Consider the following 21695-nt stretch of genomic DNA (forward strand, 5'->3'; position numbering starts at 1 on the left):
TGTATGTTATTCGAATGAAAAGGAAGGAATAGGTAATTTATGTTAAAATGTAAAGAGAAACAAAACAGAGGAGAGCATGAGGGGCGTGCTATATGTTGGGGGATATATTAAAAGATAATAAATCAAACAAGGCTTTAAAGATTGGAACTAATATCGTACTTATCTTATTGATTATTGGTGCAATACAAATGTTTTATGATGAAGATTCTACGAATGATCATTTTGGTTGGTTCTTTTTTGTGATCTTTTGGGTAATTAAAAGCATTTCTAGCTCTAAGGTAAGTTTAAAAGATAGAGATAAAAAGTCGGTATTACTTGATGTGGGTTTAGTTGTTATTTCTTGTATTTTTTTAGTTGTTTTTAGTGTGAAATATTTCTTTTGAAAAAAGCTCATAGTCTTATAGAGGCTGTGAGCTTTTTGTCAGTGTTTAGGTTTTCTTAATAATAACGGTACTAACGATTTATAAAATGTTTGAGTAGTAGAAGTAAACTGAGTAGCCTCTTCTAAAAAAGGATAATGGTTGCTGTTTTCAAATGGAATGAAGATAGAATTACGTATCCCATCATGCATCTTGATAGAATACTGAATTGGGCACTGTACATCATATCTTCCGCATATAATAAGTGTCTTTGTTTGGATGGAAGGTAAATACTCTCTTAAATCAAATGAAGGATATTCATTGACGAAAGCATTCATCCGGCTAACGGACATTGTTTTTTTGATTGGTTTACAAAAATAAGAGTTGTAGTTTTCTGGTTTATACAATGATAATTTTGTTCTCTTAGTAGATAGTTCTTTCCGTTCTTCACTTGTAAGGTGAGGGCTTTTTAAGTTTTCGATGAGCTCTTGCATATAATGAAATTGTGAATGTTCGGGATGATAAATGCAAAATGGTGTTTCGGTATAGTTACTTGCTGCAGCTCCTGCTACGACTAATGATTGTAAGGAATTTGTATATGTAATCGCATATAAAAGTCCAAGCATACCACCTGTTGAATGGCCAGCGAAATGCCATGTTGGAAGTTGTAATGCTTCTCGTATGGCTTCCAAGTCGTGGATTGTTTCAATCATGCTTAATTCGTTTTCTGACTGGGCGGTTACAGAGCTACCAGTATCTCGTAAATTAATGAGAAATACACGATGCGTAGCAGTAAAAACATCCGCAAAGTAATCACCAGTTTCATTAAATTGTGAATAGTGATGTGTAATACAAAGCGATTCGCCATCTCCTTTTGTAAAGAGTTCAAATGTGCCACGTTTCGTGTGGATCATTTGTCGTTTCCACATAATATCACGACCTTTTCTCATAAAAGTTGGGCCAGGCTGTTATGAAATGAAAATATATCGGCGCATCTCGAAATATATCAGCGATTATTAAAATATATCGACTTACCGACAGAAACCGACAATAAATAAAAGGAGGCTATTCAAAAACGAGCCTCCTTTTCGTTTAGTACAAAGATTTTGTCATATTATTCCGAATAATTTCAAGGGATTTCGCTACAGTTAATGCGTTTTTTTCTTCAATTTCTGGTTTACGGGGGATAGGTTTATACATGTTGTCTGGATCTTCCCATGTGAGGGGAAGTTCTGTTTCTGCTTGTCCTTTCCAAGCTTCAATCCATTCTGGAGGGAGATAACCTGAGATGTTTTGGATGTTGTTCATTTCGAGCCAAATGAGTGCCCAAGCTCTTGGAACGACGCGCCAATGGTCATAGCCACCACCGCCGACAGCGATCCAGCGACCGTCGCAATATTCATTAGCAATTTCACGAGCGAGTTTCGGTATTTCGCGGTAAATATTCATGGTCGCACAAAGGTGTGTAAGTGGGTCATAATAATGTGCGTCAGCACCATTTTGCGTTAAAATAATATCCGGTTTAAAGTACGCTGCAACTTCTTTTACAACAGTTCGATATGATTCTAAGAACGATTCATCTTCTGTAAAAGCATCGAGTGGAACGTTAAAAGAATAACTATAACCATTACCTTGTCCACGTTCGTTTACAGCGCCAGTTCCAGGGAATAAATAGCGACCAGTTTCATGTAATGAAATGGTGCATACGTTAGGGTCATCATAAAATGACCACTGTACACCATCACCGTGATGAGCGTCTGTATCAATATATAGGACGCGTAAACCGTATTTCTTCTGAATATACTTCATTGCGATAGAACTGTCGTTATAAATACAAAAGCCAGATGCTTTACCACGGAAGCCATGATGTAAGCCGCCTCCTAAGTTAAGCGCGTGTTTTACTTTTCCGGAAAGAACAGCATCGACAGCTGTTAATGTACCACCAACGAGCAATGCGCTTGCTTCGTGCATATTTGGAAACATCGGTGTATCTTCTGTTCCAAGTCCATATGTCATCGCAATTGATTTTTCTAACTTTCCTTCTCCAGCACGTTTTACCGCATTTATGTACTCCTCTGTATGAACGTAGGCAATCTCTTCATCTGTAGCCATCCGTGGTGAGATGATTTGGGAAGAAGAGATGAAACCGCCCTTTTGTAATAAATCATACGTAAGTGTGACGCGCAGTTGGTTAAAAGGATGATCAGGGCTAAATGAATAGCCCCGAAAGTCATCCGAATAAATAAACGCGCTACTCATGCTTGCATCCCCATGATGTTCGGCCATAATACGCGATAGCCTTCTGCTTCAAGTGCATCAATCACTTTTAGAGGATTCATCGTTTGAATGCGGAAAACAAGTACTTTATCATTCTCATCTTTTGCTGGATAGACGAGAACGCTCACGATATTTATTTGTAAATCACTAAAAATAGCAACGACTTTTCCAAGAATACCAGGTTCGTTTTTTACTTGAATTTCAATTTGTGAACTCGGTTGATGTGCCCCTGTTAATTTCACTAACGTGTGCAGTACTGTAGATTCTGAGATGATACCAACTAACTTACCAGCCTTTGTAACAGGAAGGCAGCCAATTTTATTTTCAAAAAATAAAGTAGCAATTTCCTCAACGAAATCGAGAGGGTGGCAAGTCATTACAGGATGTTTCATAATAAGTTCAAGCGGTTGCTGTAGCATATCGAGTGAAACTTGTTCATCTAGAATAGACGGACTTGCATCTCTTACATCCCGATCAGAAATAATGCCTACGACGTGATTATTTTGATCGACAATTGGAATGTGCCGAATGCCTTTCGTGCGAATCGTTCGGATTGCTGTTTCGATTGTATCGTTTGGATGTAGTGTAACTACATTTTGATTCATAATTTCTTCTACAATCATTCCAGTTGCCCCCTTTATTAATACATAAAACGATTGTGAAAACGTAGACGATCAAAAGCTTGAATAGAATCCGTATCAACGCGTTTACCGATGCGGACCATTAAACAGTTGGCGGGATGTGAACAAATTTCAGGATCGTCTGTAGCCATCCATTGTAGCCCGCCGGCATTCATCATCTTTTCCATTACTTTTCGGTATTCCCACACATTCAATCCTGTTTGTTTCAAATCCCAGTGCCAATAATATTCAGTCGTCAATATAATGTAATCTTCCATATAATCGTCCATCATAGAAACCTCTAGTAAGTTCTTTCCGACAGAACTCCCGCGGAAGGCTGGGACTACTTCAATTGCCCCGAGCTCAATTAAGTTTTCCATTTTTCCTTCTGACCATCGTTCAAGTGGATCAGGATATAAATATGTAACATATCCAACAATCATTTGGTCATGTCTAGCAATAATGAGTCGAGCTTCTGGTAATTTAGAAATTTCGACAATTGCTTTATATTGCTGTTCAGCAGGACGAAATGCAACTAAATCTGGATGAAATTCATACATTTCAAGATTATGTGTAGAGACAGGACCTTCAATAATTAAAGTGCCTTTCGCTGTTTTTAAGTTTCTAGCATTGTATATTTTTTTATGAATCAATGTATTGCTCACCACCTTGAGGGTTTGTGAATCTATTAATATCGTACTTTATAATATATGCGATGTGAATCGAATTTTGTCATTAAAAATTTGTCTAAAAATCAACAAATATACTGAAAATTTTAAATAATATCATTATAATAGATAATAGAATACATAGGAGGGGGATGTAAAGTATGAAAGTAGAAACGCTTCCTGTCATTAAAGGAGAAAATAATTTGCCGAATTATGATGAGGCATACGCGAATTTTAACTGGGAAGAGGTTAATAAAAACTTTACTTGGAATGAAACAGGCCGAGTAAATATGGCGTATGAGGCAATTGATAAGCATGCGAAATCCGATCGAAAGAATAAAGTAGCTCTTTATTATCAAGATGGATCGCGAAAAGAGAAATATACATTTAAGGAAATGAAGGATTTTTCTAATAAAGCAGGGAATGTCCTGAAAAATTATGGCGATGTAGAAAAAGGCGATCGCGTTTTTATTTTTATGCCACGTTCTCCAGAGTTATATTTCGCACTTTTAGGTGCAGTGAAATTAGGAGCAATTGTTGGACCGTTATTTGAAGCATTTATGGAAGGTGCGGTTCGCGATCGTTTAGAAGATAGTGAAGCGAAGGTGTTAATTACAACGCCTGAGTTATTAGAGCGTGTACCATTAAATGATTTACCTGCTTTAAAAACAGTTTTCCTTGTTGGAGATAATGTAGAAGAAGGCGGTAAAACGGTAGCGTTCAATCCTTTATTTGAACAAGCTTCAAAAGAATTACATATTGAATGGTTAGGCCGTGAAGATGGTTTAATTCTTCACTATACGTCTGGTTCTACTGGTAAGCCAAAGGGTGTGCTTCATGCGCAAAATGCAATGGTTCAGCATTATCAAACGGCGAAATGGGTATTAGATTTAAAAGAAGATGACGTATATTGGTGCACAGCTGACCCGGGCTGGGTAACGGGAACTGCTTACGGTATTTTCGCACCGTGGTTAGTTGGAGCGTCAAATGTTATTTTAGGTGGACGCTTTAGTCCAGAAGCTTGGTATGAAGCACTGCAAGATTACGGTGTGACGGTTTGGTACAGCGCACCAACAGCGTTCCGTATGTTAATGGGAGCTGGACAAGACGCAATTAAAAAATACGACTTATCACAAGTTCGTCACGTATTAAGCGTTGGTGAGCCGTTAAATCCAGAAGTAATTCGCTGGGGTATGAATGCATTTGGACTTCGTATTCATGATACGTGGTGGATGACAGAAACAGGTGGACAAGTTATTTGTAACTACCCTTGTATGGAAATTCGCCCAGGCTCAATGGGTAAACCAATTCCAGGTGTGAAAGCAGCGATTGTTGATAATGAAGGAAATGAAGTTCCTCCATACACAATGGGTAACTTAGCAATTGCGAAAGGTTGGCCATCTATGATGCGCGGGATCTGGAATAACCAGCAAAAGTATGAATCTTATTTCATGCCGGGAGATTGGTACGTATCAGGTGACTCTGCCTATATGGATGAAGATGGATACTTCTGGTTCCAAGGACGTATTGACGATGTAATTATGACTTCAGGTGAGCGCGTTGGTCCGTTTGAAGTAGAAAGTAAATTAATCGAGCATGCTGCTGTTGCAGAAGCAGGTGTAATTGGTATTCCTGATCCAGTGCGCGGCGAAATTATTAAAGCATTTATCGCACTTCGAGCAGGATACGAACCATCTGATGAATTAAAAGAAGAAATTCGTCAATTTGTAAAGAAAGGCCTAGCAGCTCATGCAGCGCCAAGGCAAATTGAATTTAGAGATAAATTACCGAAAACGAGAAGTGGTAAAATTATGCGCCGCGTATTAAAAGCGTGGGAGTTAAACTTACCAACAGGTGACTTATCAACGATGGAAGATTAAGAGAGGAAGGTCTGAACGAAACAACGTTCAGACCTTTTTTTATGTTATTATTAACTTATATATATAAGTTGAAGGGGGGAGTATGATGAAAACAGAAAAAGAAAAGATGATACTAGGAGAAATGTACATACCGGCTGATCCAGTTTTAGTACAAGAAAGAGAGCAAGCACGTATATTAACGAGAAAATTAAATGATACGCCAGAAGAGCAATTAAAAGAGCGTAGCGAAATCGTAAAAGAATTATTTGGAACGACAGGAGATAATATTCATCTTGAATCTTCTTTTAGATGTGATTACGGTTATAACATTCACGTTGGCGAAAATTTTTACGCGAACTTTGACTGTACAATTTTAGACGTATGCCCGGTAACAATCGGAGTGAACTGTATGTTAGCTCCAGGTGTTCACATTTATACAGCAACACACCCGCTTGATCCAGTAGAGCGCATAAGCGGATCAGAATACGGAAAACCAGTTACAATTGGCGATAACGTATGGATTGGCGGAAGAGCAATTATTAATCCAGGTGTAACAATTGGAGACAATGCGGTGATCGCATCTGGTGCTGTCGTAACGAGAGATGTACCTAATAATGTAGTAGTTGGCGGGAATCCCGCAAAGATTATTAAAAAAATAAAATAATATGTGAACGAAGTGCCTTCCTCGTCTGTATACATTTGTGAAAGAATAGATGAGGGAGGCTTTTTTATGTCTAATAAATTACTTCTTGCGACGTTGTAAAGGATTGACAAGAAGAGAAACCGGACCTCTATTTGACACGCCTATATAAATGATGGTATAAAGAAAAGTATATGAATAATTGAGCGTGGAAAGGGAGAAGTAGTGATCATTTCCCTGTTTTAGAGAGCTGATGGTCGGTGAAAATCAGCACATAGATGATCGCGAATTACGCCCCTAGAGCATCTTTTTTCGATTGAATTGTATTCAAAAGGGAAAAGACGGTGCTAAGCCGTTATGTAAATAAGGTGGTAGGCTTTTTTGCCTGCAACTAGGGTGGTAACGCGATAATCAAAATCGTCCCTTATTTGAAGGGGCGATTTTTTTATGTTTTCAACCTTCACGCCAGTAATGAACTTAAAGGAGAGTATGTAGGATATGGGTATTTTACAAGATCTTGAATTTCGCGGTCTAATTAATCAGCAAACAGATGCTGAGGGCCTTGAGCAATTATTAGAAAAAGAAAGCGTTAAATTATACTGTGGTTTCGATCCGACAGCAGATAGCTTACACATCGGTCATATGTTACCAGTATTAATGTTACGTCGTTTCCAATTAGCTGGTCACCAACCAATCGCACTTGTTGGTGGTGGTACTGGTATGATTGGTGACCCAAGTGGTAAAAAAGCAGAGCGTACATTAAATACGAAAGATACAGTTGCTTACTACACAGAAAGCATTAAAAACCAACTTTCAAACTTCTTAGAGTTCGAAAACGTGGACAACCCAGCAACAATGGCTAACAACTATGACTGGCTTGGTAACTTAGATGTAATTTCATTCTTACGCGATATCGGTAAAAACTTCGGTTTAAACTATATGTTAGCAAAAGATACAGTAGCATCTCGTTTAGAAACTGGTATTTCATTCACTGAGTTCAGTTACATGATTTTACAATCATACGACTTCTTAAACTTATACCAACACCATAATTGCCGTCTGCAAATCGGTGGTAGTGACCAATGGGGTAACATTACAGCTGGTCTTGAATTAATCCGTAAATCAGAGGAAGATGCGAAAGCATTCGGTTTAACAATTCCACTTGTTACTAAATCTGACGGTACGAAGTTTGGTAAAACAGAAGGTGGCGCAATTTGGTTAGACCCAGAGAAAACAACTCCTTACGAGTTCTACCAATTCTGGATTAACACAGATGACCGCGATGTTGTTAAATACTTAAAATACTTCACATTCTTATCTCATGAAGAAATTCTTGAGCTTGAAAAGCAAGTAGCTGAAGCGCCAGAAAAACGTGCAGCACAAAAAGCATTAGGTTCTGAAATGACAAAACTTGTTCACGGCGAAGAAGCATTAGAGCAAGCAATCAAAATTTCAGCTGCACTATTCAGCGGTTCTGTAGCAGAACTAACTGCAAGCGAAATTGAACAAGGATTCAAAGACGTACCATCTGTAGAACGTACTGTAGAAGATACAGTATTAATCGACTTACTTGTAGAAAGCAAAATCTCTCCATCAAAACGTCAAGCACGTGAAGATGTAACGAACGGCGCAATCTACGTAAACGGTGAGCGTACACAAGCGTTAGACTACGTTGTAACAGAAAACGACCGCATCGAAGGTAAATTTACAATCATTCGCCGCGGTAAGAAGAAATATTTCTTAATTCGTTACTAATAAATAAAAAGCTTTGGGGAAATTCCTCAAAGCTTTTTGTTTTAATCTCCTTTTCGAGTTCATACGGAAATCACATGTAAGCGGTATGATAAATGTATAACAACTAGAAAGGAGTGGTAAAACAAAATGTCACTAGAAGCGCTCATTATTTTTTCTTTGCTAAATGCGGGTCAGCTTGCAGAGAATTCGAAGGTTGATATACATAAAGAGCAGAAAGATGCTTATGTATATGTTCAAAAAGAGGAAAATAAATAACTTTATTTTATATATAAACTTCAAAAGCCAATCCATTGGATTGGCTTTTTGTCAGGTTGTTGGAAAAAGAGCGTACATTTTTCTCTTTTAAACATTAGCTAAAATTTGATCATAGCACGAAGTAATAAGTGCTTCCAGATCTTTTAAGTCATTAACGTTATCAATAAAAATTCTACTCACTCCCTGTGATTTTGGGGCTTGCCGGATGCCCTTAAAAAGAACAAGAAGGCAATATTGAGTATCAGTTTAATGGTCATAGAGATGTTAATGGGCATGAACAAGAATACCATTGCAAAGATGGAGGTGTGAAGTTTTGTCTTTATGATAAAATAAATCAAAAAGCGTTGTTTTCTATGGACTTCTTTAAAAAGAGGCCTCCAATTATGAAAAGTAAAGAGGATGAAAGGGCAATAAAATTAAATTTATTATATGTTATTGATGATTCGTTGAGAGACAAAAGAATATCCACTTTTTATGTTAAAAAACTTCAGAAGAATGCGCTTGATAAGGAAATGAATTGCATTCATGTAGACCCAAACGTTAAAGTTGATATATTTGAAAATAACATGGCTAACGCATTAAGTCTAAGGAAATCAGAAAAATTTTACGACAACTTAAGCACTCCCGAGATGCCTATTAAACGTAAATATTAGTAAAATAAAATAATATTGAAGCAATACGAGAGCATCTATTTGGTTGCTCTTTTTATTATGTATGGAAGATAGAAGCTGGAAAGTAGAATTAAACAAAAAATCTTTTTTTGAAAAAAAAGAAGGAGTCTACTTTTTTTCTGTAAATAGAAAGGGGCAAGTAATTTTATTTATAGAAAAGGGGTAATTACATGGAAAGTTTATTAGAAGGGTTTTACATGTCTTTATGGACAATAGCTTTTGTCTCATTTTTGGTTTTGACACTTTATTGCTACGGAACTAAACAAAAGGCAGGTATCAAGTTTCGAGAATACATGGATGTAATGGGAAGTTTGTTGACTAGCGGTGGAGGTACAATTACTGTAATTATTTCAGTAGTACAAAATAAAGGTGCTTTATTGATTTATGTTGGTTTAATCGGATTATATGTAGGGGCTTTTAATTCGTTTAAGAAAATGATGGACATGTACGATAAAGTATCAACGGTAAAAGAGGAAGAAGAGGAAAAGGGTTTGTAAGTAAAATAAAAAGCATCCATAACGGGTGCTTTTATTTTGGAAGGATTGAGATAAATGACATGGTGAACATTCTTTATAGGATGTAGCGTTGGTATGACATTAACTGTATTAATCATGAAAGGTGTTATCGAAGCGAACTCATCCATATTAAAAATGAAATGTGCAGGTGATGATAAATTTAAAACTCATATCCAAGGTTATGGGATGTGAATTCGAAGGTTATAAATAAAAAAACAGGCTCATGAAATCTTCAAGAGGGGGAGCATTTGAACTTTTATTAATCTGATAAAATAACAAGTTGATTTTTATGATACAAATGGGCATTAGTATTTAAAAATTCTCTAACTTTCCCGCCATTCATACGAGGTGAACATAGTGAGCATACCGCAATATGTTGTCCGGCTTTTATATCGTCTGGTGAAAGTGTTCCAGCATCGAAAAAAATAGATGGTGAAGGAATTTGTTCTATTCCTTTGCTGTTAATTCCCTTTTTTTCCCAGCGAAGGTTTATAGCATATTTATCTGATATTTCTATATACCGCACACTGTCTACAATACCCTCTATGCAAATAGGGTGTCTGTTTTTCCATTCTAGTTGTTTTATGTAATTGAATGCTTGTATATAACGATTTGGTTCGTAATAAAAATCACTCCACTTTATTCTTTTTCCATGCATTTCAATTTCAATAATAGAGTGTAGTTCGGTTTGTTTTTCTAGAATATTCCGTAACTCAATTATCTTTTTCATGGTTGATAAGTATGAGTTTAAGCTCCCGCTAGAATGATAAGTTCTATCTTTTTTATTCAGTGCCTTGTTTTGATCATTCTTTGGCTTTGTAGTTTGATTTTTCAATTCTTCTAAAGGCTCATGGATCATATTTAAGCGAAATAAAAAAGTTTTATCCTCTACACTTTTTAAAATGTCATCATCGGAATCACGTGCGATAACTTTAATCTGACCGAGTGTATTGTATGAACAGAATTCCTCGTGGTTTATGCCGCCTTTTCGGTAAAAAAGCGCTGGAATATCTACTTCATTTCTCATATGTCTTGTGCGATGCGCCACAGGTATTCTACAAACTCCACATTCTAATTCTTGTTTTAAATGCTTATTTACAGGTTCATCTATTTCTTGCGCTGAAACCTTTTCATTCAAAATTGTCGAGTAAGCTTCTTTCATTGTTACTGCCATTTTCCTCTCCTCCTAATAAAGAAAATTTAACACCATCATAAATTGTATTTATATAGGATATTTTACCATTATCAGCATTCGAAGTGGCTAAGTTTGGAATTTAATATTTGACGTATGAAAGAAATTTGGTATCTGAAGATAATCTGATTTTTATTACGTTATTTTGAAAAGAGGGGGGTTATTTAATTATAAGTAGATTCTTTTTGCGCTTTTTTTAGGGGTATTAATATAACTCAAAGAAAACTTATCCATATTCAAAATGAAAAAGAAGAACGTTAATCCTTATAATAAGGCGTTCTTCTTTTATTTTTTATTCCTCGTCTTCTAAATCGCGTAAGCTATTAAGTAATTCGGTAAAAGACGAACAAACAGGATAAATTGCTTTTTCGATATCTTCTTCTTCGTGTTCCCAAAATACAACAGTTGGTGATTCAGGATTGTTTCGATAGTCAAAACATAAGTGATTTCCAAATGAATCTTTACCAAAAGGATATGTTTTATTTGCTAATCGATCTTTTATATCTTCATAAACTTGAATAATTGAATTTCTACTTTCTAAATCAAAAGTTAAAAGCTTACTAAATACATTTTCATCCCGTCCAGGCACATCAAATATTTTAGGTCTCGGATAACCTCCATCGTATTTCTTTACACATGCAATGAAATCTTCAGGAAATTTAATACCAAAATATTTTTCTGCTTTTTGGATTTCTTCATCTGTAATTGGTGTTTTACTCATAAAGGACCATGTAATATTCTTCATTTTAATACTCCATATTAAAGGAGGGCTGTTTTCAATGCTTCTTCAAGCATTGTATTGAAATCATTATATGTGTTCATCACTGTTCCAGATGGTTTATCAAGTTCTAAATAAGTACTGTCAGATAAGTTTTTACAAAACCACGCAATATTTGAATCTCCAAAGAAAAGATACTCTTTTTGAAATTCATTTTCATACCAAATCTCATTCGTTTCTATAAAGCCGCAAATTTGTTCATCTTTTTCTGTTTCTAGTAAAGAAGAATCGACTCCATAAAGTACCAGCCCATTAAAATCTAAACCATTTACAGTTTTAAGAAACTCTACGTATTCACGCGGTAAATCAATACTAATTTTCTCTTTTGCATGTTCTCTTAATCTCTGAATTTCAGTATCCGTTGCGGGTGTATTCAATTTATCATTAAAACTTTTCTCTATTTTTTCAATTTCTAAAACTAGATTTTTCCACATACAAAAACCTCTTTCTAAATTTATTTATTCCCCTTTAGGATAGATGTTGTATTTTGGGATAGGCCAGCTTATGTCTACACTATCTCCTGGTTGCAAGCCTTTAGTTAATGTACGTTGTGTATTAGTTATAACTTTATGATATGGATGATTTTGTATTAAAGTTAAATTTTCAAATGTATTTGTTCCTCCATCGTCTAAGGGGAGGTTATGATGTACCTGCCACCCTTTTGGGTTGTTTCCTCTTTTCATCCTTTCTATATCAGCATCTGTTATCCCCGCTTTTTTGAGTTCTTCCAATTTAACAGGGTCATTTACCAATGCATTAAGAAAATCTTTTCTCACACTTCTATCAAATTCCTTCCGAAGTTGTTCAGCTTCTTCTCTAGTTCTCTTAGAATAAGTAATATCTGCAACTTGGACATCGTCGAGATGTACATCTTTTCCATATAATTTACCAACAAAAGTGTCTCCATCTGTGTTGCTTTTAGTATATTGATAAGGCGATAGTTTATCCTTAGCTGTTTGATAAGTATCAACAAGGCTAGTTTTTAAAGAATTCCCCCCAACACCAGCATAAGCAAAACGGTTTCCGGTGTTCAATTTAAAATTATTTAATGTATACAATGCATCTCTGTATGCAGGGGCAGTAGTTAGAAGCGATTTTCCTTTTGTAAGACTTGTAACAGCTGCTATTTTTCCTACTTGTCCAACTTTATCCAGACCTTTGCTACCAATAAAACCTGTGAGTAGCGAGGTGACCGCATAAGCTGCATAATGTTCTCTACTTTTCATATCCCCATTCCATAATTCATTCATGAATGAATCGGATAGGGCATTCCATGCCACAGGTAGGGTTTCTTTATAATTTACGATTGCATCTTTCATGTTTAACCAGGTCTCTTTATCTCCTAAAGCGACAAATCCGTCCCATGCGTCTACAACCCCATCTACAACCCCAGTAGAAATCCCAGTCCACGCATCATTCAAGTCCTTTTTATTTCTATCCCAAAAGGTCTCTTCTGATTTTGGCGGAATTTTGCTACACATTGCACCTTCTTCTAGTGTAACATCTTGATTATCCGCATTGCGGAATTTTTCAGCAATCCTTTTCAATTCTTCTTCCACATTTGTGATTGCATTGATAGAGGTAAATGCTTTTGGTCTTGCATCATTGAACATTTGGATGAAATTTTGATTAGAAGCACCTATCCATTGATAACATAAATAATCAATTTGATTACATAAGTCGTTATGTATGGATTCTAACGCGTTTCTAGTGTTATTTGCACGGTTTGCAACTTCTTCTAGCATTTCGGGTGTTACTTTGATTTGAACCATATAGCCCCTCCTCTCCCTAAAATTTACCAATGAAATTATACCATATAGGCATTTTTCTGTTACAGGGATTTTGGGTGAAATCTAGTATGGCTCTTTATTATGTATTGGATGTAGAAGGAGCCGGCGATATTAGATAATTCACCTAATAAAAAAGTGAACGAGTGTGAAAAATATTCGTTCACTTTTATTTTACCCTTTATAAATGCAATTCATAATTTCCGTCCGTACTATCGGGCTTTCTAAAAATTTCCTCGAATGGATCAATCTTTTTTGAGAAACCATTTTTTAATGCAAAGTGGTAACCTTCTTCAGTTATAACTTCTTGTAATACTAATCGTTCGAATCCTTTTTCTTTAGCGAATGTTTTAAACCATTCAAGAACAATACTTCCCTTACCTTGATTACTTGGTATAATGTTTATAGCAGTAATCGCCAAGTATGGATCGGGGAAAAATTCGCTTCTAAGGTTAATGGTGACTTTAGATTTTTTAGAAGAAATATCTAAAGAATACTTAGAAAGGCCTTCTATGAACATTATTTCATCTTGCACTAATTCTTCTAATAACAATTTAAATTTTTGAAAGTCTTGTACATGGAGAGGGATCTTGTTGGATTTTTCTTTCAAAACAAGTAACTCCTTTTACCATCTATTTTGTGTACTTATCCATTTCTATACACACGCCAGCCTTTTTTATTGTGACCCCAAACTAGCCCCAATTACATTCTTTTTTATGCCTTATCTTGCATTATTAAATAAAATAAAAAAAGCCCAGGCTCCTTGATAAACAAGGTTCCTAAGGCTTTTAATAATACTCTTTGCAGAGTACCGAGATTAACGAGAGTAGAACTCTACGATTAATGCTTCGTTGATTTCAGCTGGTAACTCAGCACGCTCAGCGTGACGAGTGTAAGTAGCTTCTAATTTGTCAGCATCGAAAGTTAAGTATTCTGGTACGAAGTTGTTAACTTCGATCGCTTCTTTAACAACAACAAGGCTGTTAGATTTTTCGCGAACGCTGATAGTTTGACCAGGTTTTACACGGTAAGATGGGATATCTACGCGAGCGCCATCAACCATGATGTGACCGTGGTTTACTAATTGGCGAGCTGCACGACGAGTGCGAGCTAAGCCCATACGGTAAACTAAGTTGTCAAGACGAGCTTCAAGAAGGATCATGAAGTTTTCGCCGTGCTTACCAGGCATTTTACCTGCTTGGTCAAATGTGCGACGGAATTGACGCTCAGTCATGCCGTACATGTGACGAAGTTTTTGTTTCTCTTGTAATTGTAAACCGTATTCTGAAAGTTTCTTACGTTGGTTAGGACCGTGAGGACCTGGTGCGTAAGGGCGTTTTTCTAATTCTTTTCCTGTGCCGCTTAGAGAGATTCCAAGACGACGAGACAGTTTCCAAGCTGGACCTGTATAACGAGCCATAGTTGACTCCTCCTTTAAAAATGTTTTTATTTACGTAAAATAAAAACAGACGTAATCGATATTTACGGGCATTTTGTTTTCATGTACCTTCGCTCCAGCAGCAGGGAGTTACGAGATACACCTCCGTAGAGGAACAAAATACAAACGATAAACTCACATTACAAGGCTGCCTTTTTATTTTACACAAACGCTATTATATCTTTTACCCAGAGTTTCGTCAAGCGAGTACGTTTTTGTTTTATGCATATAAATTTTGGAAATTAATATAAGAAGGAATTTAAAACAATATAAAAGAAGAGATAGAAACACAAATAAAACGCTTACATAAAATGTAGTAAAAACGTTCATCAGTTTTTTACTGGTGAATATGCGGTAATAAAAACATAAAGGGGATGTTTTTATGAAAAAGAAGCATATGGAGACAGCGTTAATTCATCACGGTTATACACCTGAGGAACATAAAGGAAGTTTAACACCACCTTTATTTCAAACCTCTACGTTTACATTTGAGACTGCGCAGCAAGGAGAGGCGAGTTTTGCGGGAGTGGATCCATCTTATATTTACTCAAGGCTTGGAAATCCGACTGTGAAATTATTTGAAGAACGTATGGCGGTGTTAGAAGGAGGAGAAGAAGCACTTGCCTTCGGATCTGGTATGTCAGCTATTTCAGCAACTTTAATCGGTTTTTTAAAGGCTGGAGATCATATTATTTGTTCAAATGGATTATATGGGTGTACGTACGGTTTTTTAGAAGTGTTAGAAGAAAAATTTATGATTACGCATTCGTTTTGTGAGATGGAGACAGAGGTTGATATTGAAAATAAAATTCGTCCAAATACAAAGCTTATTTTCGTTGAAACACCGATTAATCCAACAATGAAATTAATCGATTTAAAACAAGTTATTCAGGTTGCGAAGCAAAATGGTTTACTTGTCATTGTTGATAATACGTTTTGTTCACCTTATTTACAAAGACCGCTTGAGCTTGGCTGTGACGCTGTTGTGCATAGTGCGACAAAATATATTGGTGGCCATGGTGACGTTGTAGCGGGTGTAACAATTTGTAAAAAGAAAGCGTTAGCTGAAAAGATTCGCCCGATGCGAAAAGATATCGGCGGCATTATGGCGCCGTTTGATGCATGGTTATTATTACGCGGGTTAAAGACGTTAGCGGTAAGAATGGATCGTCATTGTGATAATGCAGAAAAAATTGTATCGTTCTTAAGAAAACATGATGCGGTAGAAGGTGTTTGGTATCCAGAAGGGGAGTTAGCATCTCGTCAAATGAAGCGCGGGGGCGGTGTTATTTCTTTTTCAGTAAAAGGCGGAAAAGAAGAGACGCAAGCATTTATTAATGACCTCCACTTTATTACAATTGCGGTGAGTTTAGGAGATACAGAAACGTTAATTCAGCATCCAGCAACGATGACGCACGCTGCGATTCCAGCTGAACTAAGAAAAGAAATGGGCATTTTCGATAATTTAATACGCTTATCGGTCGGTTTAGAATCTTGGGAGGATATCGTTTCTGATTTAGAGCAAGCATTAAAGAAAATATCTACTGTTAATCAATAAAAAAAGAGTGAGCTATCGGTTTTGTACAGGACGTACTAAATCGATAACTCGCTCTTTTCTTTTTACATATGTTTTAGGAGTGTTTCCACAAACTTTTCTAAATAGCGCTGATCTACTTCATCAAAACGATTCTTTTCAGGACTATCAATGTCAAGTACACCAATGACAGCTCCTTCTTTCACAATCGGTACAACGATTTCTGAATTAGAAGCACTATCGCAAGCGATGTGACCTGGGAATTGGTGAACGTCCGCTACAAGCTGAGTTGTTTTCGTTTCAGCTGCTACGCCGCAAACGCCTCGTCCAAATGGAATGCGTACGCAAGCAGGCATTCCTTGGAACGGTCCAAGGACAAGCTGATTTCCTTCTGTTACGTAAAAGCCAACCCAATTAACGCGATCTAAAAATTGGTTTAATAATGCGGACGCATTTGATAAGTTTGCGACTACGTTTGATTCGCCAGTTAATAACGCATCCAGTTGTTTAATTACTGTCTCATATTGCTGCACACGAGATCCTGCATAACTTTCTTTAGTAAACATGGAAACAGCTCCTTTTTTATCGAGATGTGTAAAATATTAGCAAAATACGATGTATTTCACATGACTTTGTCGATAGAAAATTAAAGGAATTTGTCTTAAAAGTCAAGAAATTTAAACTATAGCTGTTCATTGAGAGGAAGTGAGCGCATGAAGCAGACGAAACAAAAAGTAATTGATGCGGCAATATCGTTGTTTAATACGAAAGGTTATGATGGAACGTCGGTGCGAGACATTGCAAAGCGAGCGGATGTGAATGTAGCGAATATTTCATATTATTTTGCTGGGAAGCAAGGTTTATTAGAACAGCTTATTACTGATTTTTTAGAAGGGTATATTCATGTGATTGAAATTTCGTTTGAACAGAGAGAGTATTTGTCGGCTAAAGATGTGATGGTGCAAATGGTGCGTGGGATGTTACGATATCAATTTGAAAATAGAGAACTAACACGTTTCTTCTACCGAGAGCTTTCGCTTGATACGACATTAATTCGTGAAGTGATGACCGTTTATTTTTCTAAAGAAAGATATTATATAGAGCAAATTATTAGACAAGGACAAATGAAACAAGAATTTCAGAAAGTATCATTTACAATGTTTATGACGCAATTAAAAGGCATGATAAATATGCCGTTTTTATATCCACAATATATATCAGAAGTACTGCATTCTTTCCCGTCCGAGACATTTTTCATAGAAATGTACACGAAAGAGATTGAGCAATGGATGGAACAAGCATTATGTAAAGTGAATATGTACCATGAATGGCCAAGAGCTGTTCATATGTGAAGAATCCCCACCTAACGAACTGAGGTGGGGATTCTTATGTTTACTTTTCTTTGCCATAAATTGTTACATAATAGCGCGATAATTGTTAATGCAGCTCCAGCAATTTCAATTTTATCGACTGTATAACCTCGAAACATAGAACCAATCAGTGCAAGGATAGGAACTAAATTCATAAATAATATGCCGTTAATAGATGAAATATAGCGATTTCCCATATTCCAGCAAAATACAGCGATAACCCCTGCGATAATCGCCATATAAAAGAGCTCAAAACGAACACTCACAACTGTACGCAGTGACGGCATAGTAACTATATTTGTATACGTTAAGAAAGTAACAATAACGATGAGTGAAATGGAGCCAAATAAACAAGTTAATGTCGTATATCGAAGTGGTGACCAAGATTGAAAACGAGCACCCCCGTTTGTATAAATGACCCAGCAAGTAACGCCGCATAGCATCAATATATTTGTCGATAAGTGGCTTGCAGCTCCAAATAATAAGTGAATATTTCCTTTTGAAATGACGAGCATAACACCGAGTAATGCAACGAACATACAAAGGAATGTGTAGTTTTGTGGGCGCTTGTTTTTTGTTATCCATTGTAATGATAAGGCAATTAGTGGCATGAGAGACTGAATCATCGCTGCATGGATTGCTCCAGAAGGCCCGGCAAGTTGTTGTCCGTAGAAAACGAGAAAACCATATCCTGCGAAACCGACTGTCCCGTAAAAGAACAGAGAAAGTGTTCTTTTTTCTAAGCGGAGTGAAGTCTTCCCTTCAGTAATTAATAGCAAAATAAGAAAAATAATAGCTGCTGATCCATAGCGAATCGTTGTGAAGAAGAACGGATCGATAAATTGCAGGGCATTTGCCATTACAGGAAACATAAATCCCCAGGCAGTGACGGCGAGTAAGCATAGAAAGGATCCGAGTAGCATTTGTTTTTTGTTCAAGAGTATCTTTCCCCTTTACATTTCGTTATAGTAAGTTGATGAAATAAGTATAAAGAGTAATTGTTTATAGGAGGAAATATCGATTTCTTATAACGGTTATAACTTTTTGTTAGAGGTGTGTACGATGGATTTGGAGGCAGTACGATCTTTTATCGAAGTGAAGCATACGCGAAGTTTATCAAAGGCAAGTAAGATTTTACATATATCTCAACCAGCGCTTAGTAAGCAAATTCAAAAGTTAGAAGCGGATTTAGAGGTTACTTTACTTAAGCGTTCTGCGCAAGGAGTGGAGTTAACGGAGGCAGGAGAGTTATTTATAAAAAGAATGCTACCGATTTTGGAACAAATAAATGAAGTGAAAACAGAAATGAGGGGGTATCAAGAGAACCGAAAGTTTTCAATTGGTATACTACCGAGTTTAGCAGAGCATTACATATTAGAGTGTAAAGATGTATTAGGTGATGAGTTCGAAGTAGAGTGGCAAATCGGACATACGGAAGTATTAAGAGATTTATTTAAAGCGCGGGAGATCGACGCGATGTTCATCGATTCAGTAGTAGAAGGTGCTACGTATATAAAAGAAGTGCAACAAGAGAAAATTGTTTGTGTCATTTCAAATAATCATCCGTATAAAGAGAAGAAAGTCATTCAAATAGAAGAGCTGCAAAATGAAAAATTAATTGTATATCCAGAAATATGCGATGTAAGGAAAATGATTATGAACATGTTTCATGAGAAAGGTGTAAAACCAACTATAGCTGTGGAAACATCTTACGCAGAACCGATGCTTGCAATGGTAAAAGCTGGCCTTGGCATCACTTTACTTCCAGAAAGGGCAGTAGAGCAGTCTGTAAGGCAGGGGAATGTACATGGAATTTCTGTTGAACCACCACTCATGCGGAAAATTTATTTCGTATCTCATACGAAAGATTGTTTGTTATTACAATCATTTGAGGATAGGTAGTGAGGTAGGCGGAATATTGAGAAAGATTACAATCGCATTGAAAGAAACATGAAATTTTAAAAAAAACTAGGTCAAAAACAAGCCATTACATGGTATGATTAGTACATTGTTAGTTGTTAAATATAGGGGAATTCCCTTTTTATACATAATGCCTTCCATTTCATAAACGGAACGGACAAAAAAAGAGATATAACTAGGAGGCTTTTTTGCATGGATTCTATCCTGACGATCGTTATCATTGTAGTAAGCTCTATTCTAGTGCTGCTCATGATAGAGCTTGTGATAAGAAATCGTTCATATAAAGATATTGAAGCACTGGAGCAGTGGAAACAAGAGATAAAAGATAAACCTGTGGCAGATGAACTAAAACGGGTAAAAGATTTAAACATGACGGGTCAAACAGAAGAACTGTTTGGTAAATGGCGTGAAGAATGGGATGAAATTGTATCAACAACCCTTCCGAAAGCTGACAAAGATTTAGCGCAAGCGCGAAAATTCGCCTCGCAATTCTCCTTCCGAAAAGCAAAGCATGCGATGAACGAATCCATAAGTGGTTTAGATGACGCTGATAATCGTATTACAGGTGTTTTAAATGAATTACAGCAATTGTTAGAAAGCCATGAGAAAAATAGCTCGGAAATTGAAGGGTTACGTGATACATATCGTAGTATGAAAAAGAGTGTTCTTGCTCATAGACATATGTATGGTGCAGCAGAGCAGAAAATCGAAGAGATGCTAGACGCTGAATCTAATAAATTTAAAAGTTTTGAAGAAGCAACAGATAATGGTGACTACTTAAAAGCGAGAGAAATTGTTATTAGTTTAGAAGAAGGTTTAGCTGGTTTAGAAATCATTATTCACCAAATTCCAGATTTATTAGTAGAGTGTCAAGCGACGCTACCAGTTCAACTGGAAGATTTATTACAGGGTCATAATGATATGGTAAGACAAGGTTATGTATTAGAGTATTTGGAAGTCCCTAAAGAAGTTCGTGATATGACGACACAACTAAACACATGTTTAATGGATATACAGGAGCTTCATATAACAGAAGCGGCTGAAAAAGTGGAAGACTTAAAAACTCGTTTAGATGGTTTCTATGATCAACTTGAGCAAGAGGTGCATGCGAGACATTATGTGGAGCAAAAAACACTTTCTGTTTATGAAGACTTAGAAGAAATACGTATCGAAACGATTGAAACGAAAACAGAAACACAACTTGTGAAACAAAGCTATCAATTGCAAGATAAGGATATTGAATCTCAAAAAGTAATTGAAAAGCAAATGCACATTTTAACGAAACGTTTTGAAATGCTACAATTACGCGTTGCTGAACAAGATATTGCCTTCTCTATTATTCGTGAGGAACTAGAAGAGGTTTATGAGCAATGTGAAACATTAAAAGTACTTCATGCAGAATATAAAGAAATGCTGCAAACGATGCGTAAAGAAGAATTTGAAGCGCGTGAGAAGTTACAAGAAATGCGAAATACTATTTTCGAAACGAAACGCTTTATGCAAAAGTCGAATTTGCCAGGTCTTCCAGAGAGTATTATGGAAGATTTAAAAAGAGGGCAAATGGCAATGCAAGCTGTATATGAACAATTAGAAGTGAAGCCGTTAAATATGAACGCTGTAAATAGCAGTTTAGAAGAAGCATACACAACTGTGAACGGTGTAGCTGAAATGACAGAAGAGTTAATTGGACAAGCGTATTTAGTTGAAAAATTAATTCAATACGGTAACCGTTACCGCAGTCATGATGAAAGCCTTGCAGAAAGCTTAAATTATGCGGAGAAATTATTCCGTGAATATCAATACGATGCAGCTTTAGAACAAGCAGCTTCTGTACTAGAGCAACTTGAACCTGGTGTTGTTCAAAAAATAGCTGAATATGTAGACAATGAACAAACCCTTTCATAAAAGGGTTTGTTTTTTTGTGTAATTTTGCAGGCGATGTTGCTATAATGAATAGCGGAATACAGTAAGGTTATTCGTTTCAAAATAAAGTGAAACTGTAATCAGTGGGGGTATCTCACTAATTATTATTATTCACTAATCGGGATAAAACGGAA

The 21695-nt window shown here is 36.4% G+C and carries 23 protein-coding genes and 1 other annotated feature; of the genes, 11 read left to right on the plus strand and 12 right to left on the minus strand.

The window, feature by feature from the left end; all coding sequences use genetic code 11:
• Positions 1–92 precede the first annotated feature (92 nt).
• Positions 93–383, plus strand: coding sequence for a hypothetical protein (locus BM089_RS10240; protein ID WP_090976884.1), 291 nt, complete (start codon positions 93–95; stop codon positions 381–383).
• Between the two features lie 38 nt (positions 384–421).
• On the opposite strand, the gene BM089_RS10245 is transcribed toward BM089_RS10240, so the two are convergent.
• The 4 genes from BM089_RS10245 to acuA all read right to left on the minus strand — a co-directional run bounded on the left by BM089_RS10245 (position 422) and on the right by acuA (position 3909).
• Entirely contained in the window at positions 422–1288 is an 867-nt protein-coding gene (locus BM089_RS10245) for an alpha/beta fold hydrolase (RefSeq protein WP_090976886.1), read from the minus strand.
• 163 nt (positions 1289–1451) lie between these two features.
• Positions 1452–2618 (minus strand): acetoin utilization protein AcuC, encoded by a 1167-nt coding sequence (gene acuC / locus BM089_RS10250; RefSeq protein WP_082187973.1) that lies wholly within the window; start codon positions 2616–2618, stop codon positions 1452–1454.
• Positions 2615–3259 carry an acetoin utilization AcuB family protein gene (locus tag BM089_RS10255; protein ID WP_000634583.1) on the minus strand — a complete coding sequence of 215 codons (645 nt, stop codon included), beginning with the start codon at positions 3257–3259 and terminating at the stop codon, positions 2615–2617. The genes acuC and BM089_RS10255 overlap by 4 nt, the downstream gene beginning before the upstream one ends.
• Before the next feature lie 17 nt (positions 3260–3276).
• Positions 3277–3909: an acetoin utilization protein acetyltransferase AcuA gene (gene acuA / locus BM089_RS10260; RefSeq protein WP_000581393.1), complete on the minus strand. Its 633-nt coding sequence runs from the start codon at positions 3907–3909 to the stop codon at positions 3277–3279.
• Between the two features lie 176 nt (positions 3910–4085).
• On the opposite strand from acuA, the gene acsA reads away from it, so the two are divergent.
• The 6 genes from acsA (at position 4086) to BM089_RS10290 (ending at position 9601) form a co-directional block, all read left to right on the plus strand.
• Complete coding sequence (acsA, locus tag BM089_RS10265) at positions 4086–5804, plus strand: acetate--CoA ligase (RefSeq protein ID WP_000862049.1); 1719 nt, start codon at positions 4086–4088, stop codon at positions 5802–5804.
• 82 nt (positions 5805–5886) lie between these two features.
• On the plus strand, positions 5887–6447 hold the full coding sequence (locus tag BM089_RS10270) for a maltose acetyltransferase domain-containing protein (RefSeq protein ID WP_075718471.1): 561 nt from the start codon (positions 5887–5889) through the stop codon (positions 6445–6447).
• Positions 6448–6623: 176 nt separating this feature from the next.
• Positions 6624–6851, plus strand: a binding site (T-box leader).
• A 70-nt stretch (positions 6852–6921) separates the two neighbouring features.
• Positions 6922–8178, plus strand: coding sequence for a tyrosine--tRNA ligase (gene tyrS, locus BM089_RS10275; RefSeq protein WP_090976888.1), 1257 nt, complete (start codon positions 6922–6924; stop codon positions 8176–8178).
• Positions 8179–8304: 126 nt separating this feature from the next.
• Positions 8305–8433, plus strand: a complete 129-nt coding sequence (locus BM089_RS10280) for a hypothetical protein (protein WP_000050940.1) — start codon at positions 8305–8307, stop codon at positions 8431–8433.
• A 383-nt stretch (positions 8434–8816) separates the two neighbouring features.
• On the plus strand, positions 8817–9086 hold the full coding sequence (locus tag BM089_RS10285; protein WP_090976890.1) for a hypothetical protein: 270 nt from the start codon (positions 8817–8819) through the stop codon (positions 9084–9086).
• Between the two features lie 188 nt (positions 9087–9274).
• The gene (locus BM089_RS10290) at positions 9275–9601 is read left to right on the plus strand and encodes a hypothetical protein (protein WP_090976892.1); all 327 of its coding nucleotides are present in this window, start codon (positions 9275–9277) and stop codon (positions 9599–9601) included.
• A 277-nt stretch (positions 9602–9878) separates the two neighbouring features.
• Here BM089_RS10290 and BM089_RS10295 read toward each other — a convergent pair whose 3' ends face one another.
• From BM089_RS10295 to rpsD, 6 genes are all read right to left on the minus strand, one after another.
• Positions 9879–10793 carry a hypothetical protein gene (locus tag BM089_RS10295; RefSeq protein WP_090976894.1) on the minus strand — a complete coding sequence of 305 codons (915 nt, stop codon included), beginning with the start codon at positions 10791–10793 and terminating at the stop codon, positions 9879–9881.
• A gap of 310 nt (positions 10794–11103) precedes the next feature.
• Positions 11104–11556 carry an SMI1/KNR4 family protein gene (locus BM089_RS10300; RefSeq protein ID WP_090976896.1) on the minus strand — a complete coding sequence of 151 codons (453 nt, stop codon included), beginning with the start codon at positions 11554–11556 and terminating at the stop codon, positions 11104–11106.
• 14 nt (positions 11557–11570) lie between these two features.
• Entirely contained in the window at positions 11571–12023 is a 453-nt protein-coding gene (locus BM089_RS10305) for a YrhA family protein (RefSeq protein ID WP_090976898.1), read from the minus strand.
• A gap of 24 nt (positions 12024–12047) precedes the next feature.
• Positions 12048–13361 (minus strand): WXG100 family type VII secretion target, encoded by a 1314-nt coding sequence (locus BM089_RS31505; RefSeq protein ID WP_254791359.1) that lies wholly within the window; start codon positions 13359–13361, stop codon positions 12048–12050.
• Between the two features lie 196 nt (positions 13362–13557).
• Complete coding sequence (locus BM089_RS10320; RefSeq protein ID WP_090976900.1) at positions 13558–13986, minus strand: GNAT family protein; 429 nt, start codon at positions 13984–13986, stop codon at positions 13558–13560.
• Positions 13987–14193: 207 nt separating this feature from the next.
• Positions 14194–14796 (minus strand): 30S ribosomal protein S4, encoded by a 603-nt coding sequence (gene rpsD, locus BM089_RS10325; protein WP_000135315.1) that lies wholly within the window; start codon positions 14794–14796, stop codon positions 14194–14196.
• A gap of 400 nt (positions 14797–15196) precedes the next feature.
• Between rpsD and megL the strand changes: the two genes are divergently transcribed.
• Positions 15197–16372, plus strand: coding sequence for a methionine gamma-lyase (gene megL / locus BM089_RS10335; RefSeq protein WP_090976902.1), 1176 nt, complete (start codon positions 15197–15199; stop codon positions 16370–16372).
• Between the two features lie 62 nt (positions 16373–16434).
• Here megL and BM089_RS10340 read toward each other — a convergent pair whose 3' ends face one another.
• On the minus strand, positions 16435–16914 hold the full coding sequence (locus BM089_RS10340) for a GAF domain-containing protein (protein ID WP_000494340.1): 480 nt from the start codon (positions 16912–16914) through the stop codon (positions 16435–16437).
• A gap of 147 nt (positions 16915–17061) precedes the next feature.
• Here BM089_RS10340 and refZ point away from each other — a divergent pair, with 147 nt between their 5' ends.
• Positions 17062–17700: a forespore capture DNA-binding protein RefZ gene (gene refZ, locus BM089_RS10345; RefSeq protein ID WP_075718479.1), complete on the plus strand. Its 639-nt coding sequence runs from the start codon at positions 17062–17064 to the stop codon at positions 17698–17700.
• An 11-nt stretch (positions 17701–17711) separates the two neighbouring features.
• On the opposite strand, the gene BM089_RS10350 is transcribed toward refZ, so the two are convergent.
• Positions 17712–18656 carry a DMT family transporter gene (locus BM089_RS10350; protein WP_090976903.1) on the minus strand — a complete coding sequence of 315 codons (945 nt, stop codon included), beginning with the start codon at positions 18654–18656 and terminating at the stop codon, positions 17712–17714.
• Between the two features lie 124 nt (positions 18657–18780).
• Here BM089_RS10350 and BM089_RS10355 point away from each other — a divergent pair, with 124 nt between their 5' ends.
• Positions 18781–19620: a LysR family transcriptional regulator gene (locus tag BM089_RS10355; RefSeq protein ID WP_090976905.1), complete on the plus strand. Its 840-nt coding sequence runs from the start codon at positions 18781–18783 to the stop codon at positions 19618–19620.
• Positions 19621–19830: 210 nt separating this feature from the next.
• Positions 19831–21543, plus strand: a complete 1713-nt coding sequence (gene ezrA, locus BM089_RS10360; RefSeq protein WP_000377315.1) for a septation ring formation regulator EzrA — start codon at positions 19831–19833, stop codon at positions 21541–21543.
• The last annotated feature ends 152 nt before the right edge of the window (positions 21544–21695 follow it).

The organism is Bacillus sp. 5mfcol3.1 (assembly GCF_900114335.1).
GTDB lineage: Bacteria > Bacillota > Bacilli > Bacillales > Bacillaceae_G > Bacillus_A > Bacillus_A thuringiensis_S.